The sequence below is a fragment of the Actinoplanes palleronii genome, from assembly GCF_016862315.1.
Taxonomy (GTDB): domain Bacteria; phylum Actinomycetota; class Actinomycetes; order Mycobacteriales; family Micromonosporaceae; genus Actinoplanes; species Actinoplanes palleronii.
Genome location: NZ_BOMS01000043.1, coordinates 1 through 14,536 on the forward strand (window position 1 = coordinate 1; position 14,536 = coordinate 14,536).

At 71.6% G+C, this 14,536-nt stretch carries 13 protein-coding genes; 4 read left to right on the plus strand and 9 right to left on the minus strand.

What is annotated here, in order from left to right; all coding sequences use genetic code 11:
* Positions 1–114: 114 nt before the first annotated feature.
* Positions 115–654: a DUF4262 domain-containing protein gene (locus Apa02nite_RS15220; protein WP_203825516.1), complete on the minus strand. Its 540-nt coding sequence runs from the start codon at positions 652–654 to the stop codon at positions 115–117.
* A 150-nt stretch (positions 655–804) separates the two neighbouring features.
* Here Apa02nite_RS15220 and Apa02nite_RS15225 point away from each other — a divergent pair, with 150 nt between their 5' ends.
* Positions 805–1,182 carry a VOC family protein gene (locus tag Apa02nite_RS15225; protein WP_067688628.1) on the plus strand — a complete coding sequence of 126 codons (378 nt, stop codon included), beginning with the start codon at positions 805–807 and terminating at the stop codon, positions 1,180–1,182.
* Here the strand turns inward: Apa02nite_RS15225 and Apa02nite_RS15230 are convergent.
* The 8 genes from Apa02nite_RS15230 to cysC all read right to left on the minus strand — a co-directional run bounded on the left by Apa02nite_RS15230 (position 1,173) and on the right by cysC (position 11,372).
* Positions 1,173–2,180, minus strand: coding sequence for a glycosyl hydrolase (locus Apa02nite_RS15230; protein WP_203825517.1), 1,008 nt, complete (start codon positions 2,178–2,180; stop codon positions 1,173–1,175). The genes Apa02nite_RS15225 and Apa02nite_RS15230 overlap by 10 nt on opposite strands.
* Entirely contained in the window at positions 2,173–2,910 is a 738-nt protein-coding gene (locus Apa02nite_RS15235) for a class I SAM-dependent methyltransferase (RefSeq protein ID WP_203825518.1), read from the minus strand. Before Apa02nite_RS15235 ends, Apa02nite_RS15230 begins: the two co-directional genes overlap by 8 nt.
* Complete coding sequence (locus Apa02nite_RS15240; RefSeq protein WP_203825519.1) at positions 2,907–4,394, minus strand: lipopolysaccharide biosynthesis protein; 1,488 nt, start codon at positions 4,392–4,394, stop codon at positions 2,907–2,909. The genes Apa02nite_RS15235 and Apa02nite_RS15240 overlap by 4 nt, the downstream gene beginning before the upstream one ends.
* Before the next feature lie 86 nt (positions 4,395–4,480).
* Positions 4,481–5,359: a sulfotransferase domain-containing protein gene (locus tag Apa02nite_RS15245; protein WP_203825520.1), complete on the minus strand. Its 879-nt coding sequence runs from the start codon at positions 5,357–5,359 to the stop codon at positions 4,481–4,483.
* Complete coding sequence (locus Apa02nite_RS15250; RefSeq protein ID WP_203825521.1) at positions 5,360–6,589, minus strand: hypothetical protein; 1,230 nt, start codon at positions 6,587–6,589, stop codon at positions 5,360–5,362.
* On the minus strand, positions 6,561–7,955 hold the full coding sequence (locus Apa02nite_RS15255; RefSeq protein ID WP_203825522.1) for an O-antigen ligase family protein: 1,395 nt from the start codon (positions 7,953–7,955) through the stop codon (positions 6,561–6,563). Before Apa02nite_RS15255 ends, Apa02nite_RS15250 begins: the two co-directional genes overlap by 29 nt.
* Entirely contained in the window at positions 7,952–9,763 is a 1,812-nt protein-coding gene (locus tag Apa02nite_RS15260; protein ID WP_203825523.1) for a Wzz/FepE/Etk N-terminal domain-containing protein, read from the minus strand. The genes Apa02nite_RS15255 and Apa02nite_RS15260 overlap by 4 nt, the downstream gene beginning before the upstream one ends.
* Positions 9,764–9,851: 88 nt before the next feature.
* Entirely contained in the window at positions 9,852–11,372 is a 1,521-nt protein-coding gene (gene cysC / locus Apa02nite_RS15265; protein WP_067688644.1) for an adenylyl-sulfate kinase, read from the minus strand.
* Between the two features lie 298 nt (positions 11,373–11,670).
* Between cysC and Apa02nite_RS15270 the strand changes: the two genes are divergently transcribed.
* The 3 genes from Apa02nite_RS15270 to Apa02nite_RS15280 all read left to right on the plus strand — a co-directional run bounded on the left by Apa02nite_RS15270 (position 11,671) and on the right by Apa02nite_RS15280 (position 14,533).
* On the plus strand, positions 11,671–12,669 hold the full coding sequence (locus Apa02nite_RS15270; protein WP_239164327.1) for a glycosyl hydrolase: 999 nt from the start codon (positions 11,671–11,673) through the stop codon (positions 12,667–12,669).
* 96 nt (positions 12,670–12,765) lie between these two features.
* A complete protein-coding gene (locus tag Apa02nite_RS15275) occupies positions 12,766–13,680 on the plus strand; it encodes an ABC transporter ATP-binding protein (protein ID WP_067688647.1) in 915 nt (304 codons plus the stop codon).
* Positions 13,673–14,533 carry an ABC transporter permease gene (locus Apa02nite_RS15280; protein ID WP_203825525.1) on the plus strand — a complete coding sequence of 287 codons (861 nt, stop codon included), beginning with the start codon at positions 13,673–13,675 and terminating at the stop codon, positions 14,531–14,533. Before Apa02nite_RS15275 ends, Apa02nite_RS15280 begins: the two co-directional genes overlap by 8 nt.
* Positions 14,534–14,536: the final 3 nt, after the last annotated feature.

The following is a 14,536-nucleotide window of genomic DNA, read 5'->3' on the forward strand; positions in this document are numbered from 1 at the left end:
CCGAGCCGGATCGAGCCGCGCCGGACCGTGCCGGGCCGGGCCGGGCCGCGCCGCGCCGCGCCGGGCCGGGCCGGGCCGGGCCGGGTCAGGGTGGCGGGGTGGTGTGGGGCTCGGTCAACGGGTGCGGCCGCGGCGGCTTCCCGAGCGGCGGCCGGGCGCACCGGCCAGGCTGCGTGGTGCGCGGCACCGGACCGCCGCCGTCGACGGCGCGTCGATCAGGGGTTGTGGATAGTCGGCCGTGTCATAACCCTCCTGCCAGGGGAACCGGTTGCCCGGGTCGGGCCAGACGATCTGCTGGAGCAGCGAGGTGGACCGGCCGTAGCGTGCCAGCGCGGCGCCGGGCCACAACTCCTCGGTCGGTGTGCCGGTCAGGATCGTCACGTCCTGCTCGACGATCAGGTCGGACACCCGGCGGCCGTGCCGGAAGCGGGCGTGCTCCTCGTGCACCCGGCCGGCCAGCTCGTTGAGCAGCTGATGGCCGAGGTCCGGGGGCAGGCCGGCGATGAGCAGCTCCGGGCGGCCGTCGGCGGTCAGCCCGACCGTGTACGCGAACGGGACCGTGCCCTCCGGATCCTCGTCGGACGGCAGCACGTGCACGACGGCCCAGCCGTACTGCTGGATGATCTCGGTCTGTTCACGGAAGAAGTCGGACATCACGGGACCCCTCGGCTCGGTCGGGCGGACATCGGAAGACGTCGGGAAGACATCAGAGGACGTCGGGAAGACTGAGCCTCACTATGGAACACGTGTACGACACTTTTCCGGGACTCGAAAGCAGTACGCTCGTACTGTTAAAGTCTCCGGATGGCCTTCCGCATCGAGGATCTGCACCATGTCCAGCTGCTCACCCCGACCGGCGGCGAGGCCGTCGCCCGCGCCTTCTACAGCGGTGTCCTCGGCATGACCGAGGTGGTGAAACCGCCGGTGCTTGCGGCGCGCGGCGGCTGCTGGTTCCGGGCCGGCGGCTGGGAGGTGCACCTCAGCCCGGTCCCGGATTTCCGGCCGGCCGCCAAATCACACCCGGGTGTGCTGATCCACGATCTGGACGGGCTGGCCGCGACGCTGGCGGCCGCCGGCCACCCGGTCGAGTGGGATCCACACTTCCCGGGCCACCGGCGGCTCTACTCGGCGGACGGCCACGGCAACCGCCTGGAGTTTCTCGAAAAAGAAGATCAGCGCTGAGCGTTGAAGTACGGGTCCTCGGTCAGCGCGTGGAACGCCTTGAACGCCGCCTTGTCGCCGGTCAGCTGGAACTGCTGGTTGGGCCCGTTCCCGTCCGGGTCCGACTCGAAGTACGCGACCGCCTTGATCTGCTTGTTCACCTTGAAGGTCCGCTCCGCGTCGCGCAGCCACGCGGCCCGGTTCGCCGATCCCCAGGCCTTCGCCACCCCGAACTCGCCGATCACGATCGGTTTCGGTCGCTTTGACGCCCACTGCAGGAACGGCCCCATCAGCTGCCCGATCGGCTGGAACTGCGTGCCGGCGTACACGTCCACGCAGGTCCAGTCGACCTGGTCGTCACCCGGGTAGAAGTCCGGCGCGTCGCCGCGGATGAATCCCTCGGCGGTCGGGCACCACACCCAGGACACGTTGTCGGCGCGCTGCTTCTTGAAGATCGCCCGGACGTATTTCCAGGCCGCGATGTAGTCGGCGCCGGACCACATGGTGGCGCGCAGGTTCGGCCGGTCCATCTCCCAGCGCATCCGCAGCAGCACCGGCCGTTTGACCTTGCGGATCGCCCGGGCCTGCTGCTTGATCAGCCGGTCGTGCTCGCCGTCCAGGATCGAGCGGTTGTCGCCGGTCGCCCAGCTGATCATCAGGGACTGTCCCTGGTCCAGGAACTCCCGATCAGATGCGGTCCCGACCAACTGATCGAATCGGCGGTAGGTGTTCAGGATGTCGAGCCGCCGGCCCAGCGAGCTCTCCAACTCGCCGACCGCCGCCAGCCGTCCCACGTGCGTCAGTTCTTCCGGTTTGATCCAGGCGCCGACGTACGCTCCGGTCGCCGGAGGCGCGAACGGCCCGGCGGCGAACGGACCGTCCTGCACCGCCACGGCCTGCGGCCGGCCAGAGAGATCCGGTGAGGGCTCCGGCGCCGGTTCCGGTTTCTTGTCGCTCCCGGTGCAGGCGGAAACCATCATCAGTACGACGATGAGCGTCCCGGCGAGCGCCTTACGCATGAACGCGCCGCGCGGTGTAGAGGACGTTCACCGCGTACCCGTCCGCACCCGGCATCCGGCGCGCCGCCGCGTCCGCCAACCGGGCCAGCCGGTGGTCGTGCAGCGACGGGGTGAGCATCGAGAACCCGCGCCGTTCCACGATCTCGAAGCCGTGCCGGTCGAGCAGGGCGGCGACCTCGTCGTGGGAGAGCTCGGCGAACCAGCGCTCGCCGTCGTGCCGCCGGGCGCGCAGGTGCCGCAGTGAACCGGCGTTGCCGTGGTTCTCCACCACGAGCAGCCCGGAGCCGCGGTGCGGGAGTGCCTTGGCGGCGAAGGCGACGGCCCGGTCCCGGACCGCCTCGTCCACGTTGAGCAGCAGCCGGAACATCGTCACGATCGCCGGGAAACCGGCCGCCACCGGCGCCGGCACCGGCCCGTCGGTGGCCACCTGGTGCCAGTACGCCCGCGAACCCACCTCGGCGGCCTTCGCCATCATCTCGGCCGACGTGTCGTACCCGTGCGCCTCGCGGACCAGCCCGTGCAGAGTCCGGATGGCCCGCCCGGTGCCGCAGGCGAAGTCGTGCTGGACCGGCGGGTGGTGTCCCTCGAACTCGCGGCGGACCAGGGAGCGCAGGTAGTCGCGCTGCCGGTCGTTGATCCGTGACGCGTAACTGTCCGGCGCGTAGGTCACCGACTCGTACTTCTCGACCGCCTCGGTGTCCCGGAAAACCTCGGTGTAATCGCTGGTCATCTCGCCTCCTTGGGGTGGTTCCGTCGGGTGAACGCGCCGAGCTCGAGCCGGCCGCGCAGCAGCCAGGTGCCGCCGCCGAAGACCGGCGCCGCGACCGCCACGGCCAGCGCCAGACCGGCCGGCCCACGCCCGGCCAGGCCGGTCACCGCCCAGGGCAGCAGCCCGAAGCAGCCGATCGAGAGCAGTGCGGCGGCCCGGGTGCCCGGGCCGAACGGGTGCAGACGGGAGCTGCGGAACACCTGGACCAGTGGGAGCAGGTTGTTGGCGACCATCGCCCCGGCCAGCCCGGCCGCCGCGCCCAGCGCACCCCAGCGGGGAATCAACAGCACGTCCAGGCCGATCGTTACGGCCAGGGCGACCAGGACGTTGCCGAGGTTCAGCGAGGTACGCCCGGCCATCGCCAGCACCATGTCGACCATGCCGCAGCCGGTGGCGATCAGCATCGCCACCGCCAGCAGCCGCACCACCGGTGTCCCGGCGGTGTAGTCGTCGCCGAAGAGCCGCAGGTAGTACGGGGCGAACAGGATCACCAGCAGGTTGACCGGCCAGGTGATCAGCACCAGCCAGCCGGTGGCGACCTGGTAGAGCCGGTTCGCGGCGTCCCGGTCGCCGGTGCTGAGGGCCTCGGCGAGCCGGGGCTGCACGGACTGCGAGAGGCCCTGGTTGGCGAACTGGATCAGGATCACGAACCGGCCGGCGACCGCGTAGACGGCGGCCGGGCCGAGCCCGCCGAGCGCGGCCACCAGCAGCACGTCCACCCGCTGCAGCGCGAGCTGCGCCACCGCGGCCAGCGCACGCGGGCCGGTGAACAGCCAGAAGTCGCGGCGCAGCCGGTCGCGTTCGGCGCGGTCGCTGCTCGCGCCGGGCGGGCGGCCGGTCAGGTAGACGCGCCGGGCGGCGTATCCGGCCAGGACCGCGACCGGGAGGTAGGGGGCGGCCCAGGCCAGCGCGAAGACCGGCAGTGAGGCGGCGGCCCAGAGCGTGGAGACCCCGGCCAGGCTGACCGTGAGTAGTTGCAGGGAGCTGCGCAGCACCCGGTCCAGCAGCACGGTCGGCCGCATCGAGCGGTATCCGCGGGTGACCGTCAGCAGCACGTCGGTGAGTGCCTGCAGCGGGATGAAGGCGGCCAGCACGCGCAGCCCGGCGGCGTGCCCGGCGATCATCTCGGGGGAGTCGTGCGCAGTGATCCGGGCGATCGCCGGCGCGCCGGCCCACATGACCACCGCCAGCAGCAGCGAGAACACCACGACCGGGGCGAGCCCGATCCGCAGGCAGGGCCCGAGCAGGTGGCTGCGCCCGGTGGCCCGCAGCCGGGCCGGCCAGTACACCAGCCCGGTGCTGGTGCCCAGCTTGGCCAGGCCGCCGGCCAGCACGAACGCGGCGGTGGCCGAGAAGAACGCGCCGGCCTCGGCCTTGCCCAGGGTCCGGGCCACGATCCAGGTGACGAGTACGCCGGTGGTGCCGGCCAGCACCGATCCGGCCATGTTGGCCAGTCCACCGCGGGCCGCCCCGCGCGCCCCGCGACCGGTGCCGGTCAGGGGAGGCGCGGGGCAGGTCTTCGGGCCGGCCGTCATTGGCGGCGCCAGATCGGTGTGTGCCCGAGCCAGCCGGCCAGTGCCTCGTCGTGCGACTGGTAGTAGGCGCTCAGCTCACGCCGCAGGTCGGGGTCCATGTCGGCCTGCCGGGGGCGGGCGTTGTGCTGCTCGAACACCGGCCGTTCCAGGTTCGGGGGCAGGCCCAGGAACGCGCAGACCTCGTCGTAGACCGGTTCCGGCTCGGCGAAGAACCGCTCGCTCTCCACCACGTGGATGCGTTCCCGGCCGACGTGCTGGGCCATCACGCTCAGGTAGCGGGCGTACTCGCCGCGGGCCCGGTAGGCGTGGTGCTGGTGGGCGAAGCTGTAGTACCCCGGGTCGGAGGCCAGCCGCTCCTCCTTGCGGTGCAGGCGGGCCGGTTCCAGCGCGACCGCCCGTCCGAAGTCCCGCTCGGTCTCGAAGCCCCGGGCCACCTCGTGGTGGTGCTGCGAGTAGGCCCGCTCGACCGGGTCCCGGACCAGCACCACCAGCTTCGCGAACGGCAGATCACCGGCGATCCGGGCCACCGCCTGCGGGTGGTACATGTAGTACGGGGCGGATTCGAAGGTCTGCGCCGGCACGCCGTACTTCTCGGCGATCTTCTCGGCCGAGCGCCGGGACGGGAAGTGCGCCCGGTACCAGTCGATGCCGCGCTCGTAGGACGTGTCGAAGTAGTGCACCCCCTTGTGCAGCACGGCCTTGAGCACCACCGGGTGCGCGGCCAGGGCCCGGTACAACGAGGTGGTGCCGCACCGCTGGCCACCGCAGATCAGGAACGACGGCAGCATCCGGCGCTCCGAGGTGAGCCGGCCGTACGAGCGGGAGCCCAGGTGCACCACCCGCTTCATCGGGGCGGGCAACTTGCGTACGTTCATCTAGAGCTCCTCCACGCGCCGGATGAGTACCGGCAGCAGCCAGGTGCCGAGCACGCCGAGCCGGGCGCCGGCCTCGGCCTGACGGTCGGTCAGGTATCGCACGGCCAGGTCGACCAGGTAGAGCAGCGCGGTCGTCTCACGGGCGACCGGCGCCACGCCGAACGGGGCGAGCAGGTCGTCGGCCCGCCGTACCGTGGTCTCCACCGCGCCCCGGGCGTCGCCGCTGCTCTGGATGCGTTTCTGCAGGTCGTGGTGCACCGCGTCGAAGCCGAGCGGCACACCGGTGGCAAACCGTTCCCAGTCCCAGACCAGCAGCGCGTCGGCGACGTTCGCCATGTTCCAGGGTGCCCAGTCGCCGTGCCAGGCGCCGTAGCGCAGCGTGGTCTCCCCGCTGTGCGTGGCGAGCACGTCCACCGCCGAGGCGAGCGCCGCGCCCTCCGGCCGGTCGGCGACCGCGGCCAGGCGGGTGCGCAGCTCGTGCCAGTACGCGCTCTGCGTCAGCGGCCCGGTGGTGTACCCGCAACAGCCGGCGATGTCGAGCATCGCCGCGGTGAGCCGGCGCGGGGTCAGCGGCGCCCGGGGTAGCCAGACCGGCAGCGCCGACTGGACCAGCACCTGCATGCCGCGCCACGGCCCGGCGTGCAGCACCGTCGGCACGGTCAGTTTGGTCAGGCCGCTGCTGCCGATCGCGTTCAGGGCGGCGGTCTCCGCGCGGACCAGGCGCTGGGTCAGCTGGTTGGTGCCGATCTTGGCGAAGCCGAACGTGTCGCCGTCCGGGGTGAGCAACTGCAGCACCGGCTTGCGGTTCGCGCGGGCCGGACCGATGTGGATACTTACCGATAAATCGCGCCGGAGTGAGTCGGTCAGGTACCCGTCGACGCTGGCCGAGACCGGCCCGGTGACCCGGATCCGGTCGCGGAACACCAGCCGGTCGGCGCGGGCCCGCACCGCGGCCACCACCGCGTCCCGCTTCAGCCGGGCCAGGCGGGACTGCGGCTCGGCGTACCGGCGGACGGCGGCCGCGGCCACCGACCGGGACGCGGTCGGCACCAGCAGCCGGGGGCGGTGCGCGTTCGGCACCACCAGGTACTCGGCGATGGTGTGACCCTCGGTGCCGTCGGTATGGCACGGCTCGGGATAGAGCAACCCGAGGACCTCGGTGAGGTGCTGCGTGCGCAGCGCCGCATCACCCGCGGTCAGCTCAGCGGGAGCGGTCTTGACTGGGCTCAATTCGTGTCCCCTCGATCCAGTTGCGCCAGAGCAGCGCGTACGCCAGAACCATGAAGGCCAGGGGGGTGACCAGGGAGTTGTACCAGAGCATCGCGGAGAACGAGCTGACCAGCGCGGCGCTGCCGGCCACCCCGATCGCGCTCCGGTCGCGGCGGAACCGCCACAGGCCGTACCCGAAGAAGCCCAGGTAGCCGGCCGTGCCGACGGCGCCGTTGGCGTAGAGCAGCTGCCAGAGCTGTCCGTTGCCGCCGACGGTGAAGTTGCCACAGCGCTCGCACTCGGAACTCTCGCCGACCGTGATCGAGTTACGCCCGCCGAGGGTGTTGCGGGTACCGCCGTAACCGATCACCGGCGACTCGGTGAAACCGTCCATGGCCCGCTCGATCAGGAACGAGCGGACCCCGTTCGACTTGCCGTTGTCCAGCCGGGCCTGCACCGTGCCGCCGAGCGGGGTGGCCACCAGCGCCAGCCAGATCGTCGCGGTGGCCAGCGCCAGCACGCCGAGGATCCAGAGCTTGCCGGCCAGCACGTAGCGGGCCGAGACGTAGAGCACCACCACGCCGAGGCCGATCCACAGGCCCCGGTTCAGCGAGACCACGGCCGGCGCGATCGAGGCCAGCAGGCAGAGCCAGGCCAGGTTCTTCCTCGCCCGGCTGCGCGTGGCCGCCGCGGCCACCAGCAGCCAGCTGACCAGCAGGCAGAAGTTGTTGCCCCAGGTGTTGGTGTAGCCCCAGGGCGCGGCCGGGCGCGGTTTCTCGCCACCGACGATGTCCATGATCTGCGCCGCGTAGGGGTGCACCAGCGACCGGATGAACCCCTTGTTGCGGATCCCCGGCGGCAGCAGCCACTCCACCGGCGAGGTGAACTCGAAGTTCCCGGCGACCATGCCGAGCAGCCCGCCGAGCACGGTCAGCACGAACATGCCGGCCAGCAACCGGACCAGCCGGCGACGGGACAACTCCTGCTCGGTCAGGTTCCCGGCGTAGAGCAACAACACGGTCAGCGACCCGTACATGGAAAGCTTGTAAAGCACGGCGGGCAGTCGGCCCGCCGCCCTCTCGACCACCGTCTGCGCCGGGTCCGCCCCCAGCGCGGCGATGCTGACCACCGCCGCGACCAGGAAGATGATCCACCAGGCGAAGCCGGGGGGCAGGTGCAGCGGACGGCCCGCGGTCCGCCGCCGGACCAACAGGAACAGCATCGGTACGGCCATCAGCGGGAAGATCAGCACGCCCAGCCCGAGCGCCCACCAGAGCGGGTAGAGCAGCAGGATCCCGGCCACCGGCCAGGACGGCAGCGAGAGGTCGCGGCTGGCGCGGTGCTGGGCCGGACCGGCGATCGTGATCGCCGGGACGACCGTTGTCACTTCTCGTCGCCGTCCGTGGCACCCGGGCCGGCCACGCCGATGATCGAGGTCTCGTCGATGTCGTCCGGCTCGCTCTCCGCCGGCCGCGGCCGGGCGTCGTTCTCCACCGGCCACGGCCGGGCGTCGTTCTCGACCGATCGCGGCCGGACTTCGCTCTCCACCGGTCGCGGCCGGACCTTCGCCGAGACCGGCTCGCCGCGCTCGGACAGTGACGAGAGTTGCTGCGTCGGCTCGTCGATCAGCGGCTCGACATACGGCGGCGGCAGGGTCACGGCCGGCGCGGACGGCACGCCGGCCCGCCGGGTGGTGAGCCGCGGCAGCACCACGGCGCCGAGCAGCCGGGTGCCCACCCGCTGCAGCTGCTCGGTCGCGTCCAGCAGGGCCGGGCGGCGGGTGCGGCGCAGCTCGACCGCGAGGATCGCCGCGTCGGCGAAGCTGGCCAGGCTCTGCGCGTCGGCGCTGCTGCTCGTCGACGGTGCCTCGATGACCACGTAACCGCCCTGCCGGCTGAGCGCCTCCAGGGTGTCGCGCAGCCGCTGCGACTGCATCAGACCGGCCGCGGTCGCCGAGCCACCCGTGGTGATCACCCGCAGCGACGGGATCCGCGGGGTGCGCTGCAGCGCGCGGACCAGGCCGACCCGGCCGGCCAGCAGCTCGGAGAGACCGGGCACGGCGGCGACGCCGAGCATCCGGGCCAGCGGCGCGGCGTCGACCACGCTGTCCGGCAGGTGCGCGCCGATCAGGACGACGTCACTGCCGGTACGGGCGAGCGCCGCCGCCAGGTTCGCCGCGACCAGGGTGCTCGCCGAGCCCCGGCTGGTCCCGGTCACCACGATGATCCGGTCGGTGGGCTCCAGGCTGGCCAGCACCTCGTTGCGCAGCCGGTTGAAGACCCGGCCGCCCGGTCCGTAGGGCTGCAGCACGTCGTCGAAGTGCGGGGTGGTCCGCTCGTCCAGGGCGGCCAGCACCGGCACCCGGCCCCGATCCCGGACGTCCACCGCGGTGACCAGCCGCCGGTCGAACCGTTCCCGCAGGTACGCCAGCGCCAGCCCGACCAGCAGCCCGATCATCCCGCCGGTGGCGATGTCCAGCAGCGTGTTCGGGCTGGACGGCTTCTCCGGCACCCGGGCGTCGCTGATGATGCTGCCGCCGCCGACCGTGGTGGTGGTCAGCTCGTTCAGCTTGCCGGTCAGGTTGTTCAGCTGGTTCTGCGAGTTGCTCCGCAGGCTCTGCAGGTTGCTCTCGGTGGAGCTGCCCCGCTGGGCGATCGCCAGCCGCGCGTTGATCCCGGTGAGCGCGCCGGTGAGTTGCTTGACCTTCAGATTCAGCGAGGCGATCTGCTTGTCCAGCTGGGCCCGCGCGGTCTCCTCCCGGTTCCGCAGGTACGCCTCGGCGAACGCGTGCGACCCGGCCTGCGCCTTCATCGGCGCGTCTGCCTTGAAGGTGATCACCAGAACCGTGGTGTTCGCCGGGACCTGCACCGACACCGAGTGCGCCAGCTCGACCGGCGACACGTCGGTGCGCAGCAGCGCGGCGGCCTTCGCGGCGACCGCGCCGGAACCGATCAGCTGGGCCTCGGTGTCCAGGTTGACGGCGCCCTTGGTCCGGCCGCCCTGCGCGTTGACGTCCTGGTCGACCGGCTGGACCAGCACCGACGAGGACGACTCGTACGTGCGGGGCAGGGCCTGGGTGACCGCGGTGCCGACGCCCAGGCCCGCGGCCGTCGCGACCAGAGCGATCCACCAGTGCCGGCGGACCGCGCCGAGGTAGTGCGCGATATCGGAGGACGGTGGGCGAGACGCTTCCATCGGTGTCCGCGGCCTTTCGGAGGAGTGTCAGCTTTGGGCGTTTCGCCCCAAGGGGCTAAACGCCCCACTCCTACCGCCGGTGATGGGGTCAGCTCAGTTTGGGCTCCACCCAGCCGTTCTCGACCAGGTAGCCGAGCACCTGTTCGACCGCTTCGGCCACCGACATCGTGGTGGTGTCCAGGGTCAGCTCGGCGTCCAGGGGCTCCTCGTACGGGTCGTCGATGCCGGTCATCCCGCGCAACTGACCGGCCCGGGCCCGGGCGTACAGGCCCTTGCGGTCGCGGCGCTCGCAGACCTCCAGCGGGGTCGCCACGTGCACCAGGACGAACCCGGCGCCGGCCTCCACCGCCATCCGGCGCACCGCGGCACGGGCGTTCTCGTACGGGGCGATCGGGCACGCCACCGCCATGCCCCGGTGCCGGCCGACCTCGGCGGCGACCCAGCCGATCCGGCGGACGTTCTTGTCCCGGTCGGCCTTGCTGAAGCCCAGCCCGGCGGTCAGTTCCCGGCGCACCACGTCGCCGTCGAGCAGGGTGACCGTGCGCTCACCGGTCTCGCGCAGCGCGTCGGCCAGGTTGCGGGCCACCGTCGACTTGCCCGAGCCGGACAGGCCGGTGAAGAAGAGCACCAGGCCGCGGTGCCGACGTGGCGGCCGGACCCGGGACAGCTCCTTGGCGACGGCCGGCGGGGTGTGCCACTCGGGCAGCGGGAAGCCCCGGTCCAGCAGGTCGTCGATCTCGGCCGCGGTCATCGCCAGGCGGCGGTTGCGGGGCGGGATGTCGTCGCGCCAGCGCCACTGGCCGTCCCGGTTGTCGTAGGCCAGCTCACGCGGCACCAGCACCCGCAGGCCCGCGCCGGAGAGCGCCTCGCCGGTGGAGAGCACGTGGGTCACGCCGTAGGCGGCGGCCACCCGGGAGCGCAGCAGCGCGTCGCGCATCTCGTCGCCACGCGGCAGCAGCGGCACGGCGACCACGGTGGCCGGGGGCATCCGGTCACGGGCCGCGAAGACCGCCCGGACGAGCGCCTCCGGCGGCAGGCCGTCCGGACCGTGTCCGCTCACCGGGATCAGGATCAGCAGGTGTGCGGCGAGCGTACGGGCGGCGTGCGCGATCTGCGCCAGCTGCGGGCGGTGCAGCGGCCGATCGGCGATCACGCCGAGCACCCGGCCGGGCGGGAGCAGCGACCGGACCTCTTCCGGCGTACGCCGAAGTCGCTGGAACGGACCGTGCCCCCCGTCGCCCATCGGGCGGACCGGGCCGCCCAGGCCGAACCGGTTGTCGGCGATCCGCCAGACGTCGGTGGCCTCGATCGCCGCGATCGGGGCGCCCTCCAGGTCGGTGAGCACCACGTGACGACGGCCGGGGTCGGCCGGGTCGATCCGCTCGGCCAGCTCACCGGGGATCTCCAGCGTCACCGCCACCGGCCACGGGGTGCCGTCGGCCAGGCGACCGGTGCGCTTGAGCGCGGCCAGGTCGGCCCGGACCAGGAATCCGGTCAGCGGCGCGTAGGCCCCGGAGAGCAGCAGCTCGAGATCTGCCAGCTCATAGGGGCGTGGAGCGAACGACGGTGCGTCCCGCAGGACGTCTTCGGGCAATACCGAGCCACTCACTTGCTATCCCCTTGCCGCCGACTTGGGTGACAGTTTCGCAGCCCAGTCCAAGTCGGTCGAGGCGGGATCACGATCTCGGCGCGCCGAGGACGAATTCGGCCGTTCCCCGGACATCGGCTTTAAATCCTATCTTTCTGGACAAAACCGGATGATTTCTTGATACTGGGCGATTGTGAGACGGATCCCGCGTTTAACCGCCCTCGGCACGGCCCTCATGATGGTCCTGGCAACCGCCCTGACCTTGACCGGCACAGAAGGCGCTGACCAGCGCGAACAGCCGGAAAGGATGCCTCAGACGGTGCTCAGCGGAGCACTGGCCACCGGAGCGCCGGCCCGGGCCGCCGCGCCCCGCCCCTGCCGCACCGGGCGCAAGCTGGTGCCGACCTGCGGCATTCTCTGGGGCGTGGCGCCCGGCGCGCTGACCGACGAGCGCGGCCCCTCGGCGCTCGCCGACTTCGAGCGCAAGACCGGCCGCCACCAGGCCGTCTTCCACGCGTACCACCACGGGATCCGGCAGGTCTTCCCGACCGAGCAGGAGATCGCGATCGCCCGGCAGCCCGGCCGCAAGCGGATCCTGCTGCTCAACTGGAAGCCGGAGAGCGTCTCCTGGGCGCGGATCGCCCGGGGCGACCGGCGGACCGACGCGTTCCTCGACCGGATGGCCGATCACCTGCGCCGTGACTACCGGGAGCCGTTCTTCTTCGCGATCCACCACGAGGCCGAGGACCAGGTGCGCGAGCGGCGCGGCTCGGGGTACACGGCCAAGGACTACGCGGCGATGTTCCGGTACGTGGTGAAGCGGCTGCGGGCGCGCGGCGCGAACAACATGGTGACCGTGCTGGTGCACATGGCGTACGTCCCGCACACCACGAAGAGCTGGTTTGTCGACATGTACCCGGGTGACGACGTGGTCGACTGGGTCGGGTTCGACACGTACTCGTACAGCGACCCGGGATACGGCCACGGCGACTTCGCCGAGCTGCTCAACCGGCGGTCGGCGATGAAGCCGCGGTGGCCCGGTTTCTACAACTGGGTGCGCGCGCACCATCCGCGGAAACCGGTGATGGTCGCCGAGTGGGGGGTGTGGTTCAGCAAGCGCAACCCCGGACACATGGCCGAGTTCTACCGCGAAGTGGGACAGCAGATCGGCCGGTTCCCGGCGATCAAGGCGATGGTGCACTTCGAGACGCCGTCCAACAAGAAGGGCCAGGACTCGTCGGTCGACTCCACGCCGGCCGCCCTGCGCGAGTACCGCAGGCTGGGCAAACTCCCGGTCTTCCAGGTCGCGGTGGGCTGACCCGCGACCAAACCTGTGAGAACGCTGAGGGACCCTGAGACTGCCTCAGGGTCCTTCCCTATTCATCGGGGTGCGACGACTTCCTAGGCTGAGGCCGTGAACATCATCGCTACTCAGGCGCTCACCAAGACGTACGGGGGCGGGGTGACCGCCTTGTCCGACCTCACCGTCGCGGTCGAACCCGGCGTCATCGGGCTCGTCGGCGCGAACGGCGCCGGCAAGAGCACGTTCATCAAAATCATGCTCGGCCTGATCGCCCCCAGCGGCGGCTCGGTCCGGGTCTTCGACCTCGACCCGGTCACCGAGACCGACAAGGTGCGGGCGCGGGTCGGATATATGCCGGAGAACGACTGCCTGCCGCCGGACGTCTCGGCCGCCGAGTTCGTCACCCACCTGGCCCGGATGAGCGGCCTGCCGCGCACCGCGGCCCGCGAGCGCGCCTCCGAGGCGCTCCGCCACGTCGGCCTCTACGAGGAGCGGTACCGCCAGATCGGCGGCTACTCCACCGGTATGAAACAGCGGGTCAAGCTGGCACAGGCGCTGGTGCACGACCCCGACCTGCTGCTGCTCGACGAGCCCACGAACGGCCTCGACCCGGCCGGCCGGGACGCCATGCTCGCCCTGATCCACCGGATCGGCACCGAGTTCGGCATCTCCGTCGTGGTCTGCTCGCACCTGCTCGGCGAGGTCGAGCGGATCTGTGACTCGCTGATCGCGATCCAGGGCGGCCGGCTGCTGCGCGCCGACCGGATCTCCTCGATGACGGCCGCCTCCGACGTGCTCGCGGTCGAGGTCACCGAGCGGACCGACGAGCTGGCCACCCGCCTCGGCGAGTTGGGCCTGCCGGTGACCCGGGAGGGCCGGATGCTGCTGGTCCCGATGGAGTCCGATCTGGCGTACGACCAGATCCTGCGCGCGGTCACCGACCTCGAACTCAACCTGCACCGCCTGGACCAGCGCCGGCACCGTGTCGCCGAGCTCTTCACCGCGAAGGAGACCGTCGATGTCTGAGACCGGCGTCATCCATGACATCGGCTACCAGCGGTACGAGGGCCCCCGCCTGGGCCGCGCCGCCGCGATCAACGCGCTCTACGTGCACGGCCTGCGCGCCGCGTTCGGCCTGGGCCGGTCCGCTAAAGCCAAGATCTTCCCCTGGCTGGTCGCCGGGATCACCGTGCTGGTCGCGGTGATCATCGCGGCGGTGAAGTCGCAGATCCCGGACTTCACGTTCGGCTACGTCGACTTCGACGACAACTTGAGCTGGCTGATCATCTTCTTCGTGGCGATCCTGGCGCCGGCCCTGGTCTCCCGGGACATCCGCTCCGGCGTGCTGCCGCTCTACTTCAGCCGCCCGCTGCGCGCCGCCGACTACGTGATCGCCAAGTTCCTGGCCATGGTCACCGCGGTCTGGCTGCTGCTCGGGGTGCCGCAGTTCATCATGTTCCTGGGCGCCGCGTTCACCACCAAGGACGGCTTCTCCGGTGTCTGGGACGAGGTGCAGGACCTGGCGCCCGGCTGGGCGTACAGCCTGCTCTGGGCGCTGCTGTTCACCAGCATCGGCCTGCTCGTCGCGTCGCTGACCGGCAAGCAGGCGTTCGCCGCCGGTGGCATCGTGGCGATCTTCCTGATGACCGCACCGGTGGTCGGTGTGCTCAGCGTGCTGCCGTCCAGCGCCGCCAACCACATGGCCGGCCTGGCCAGCCCGATGACGCTGATCAGCGGGGTCGGCTCCTGGGCCCTGGGCAGCCAGATCGGCCTCGACCTCGGCCGGTACGGACCGATCTACGGCATCGAGGCGTTCTGCCTGATCGCCGCTTCCCTCCTGCTCCTGCTCGCCCGCTACCGGAAGGTGGCCGCGCTGTGACGA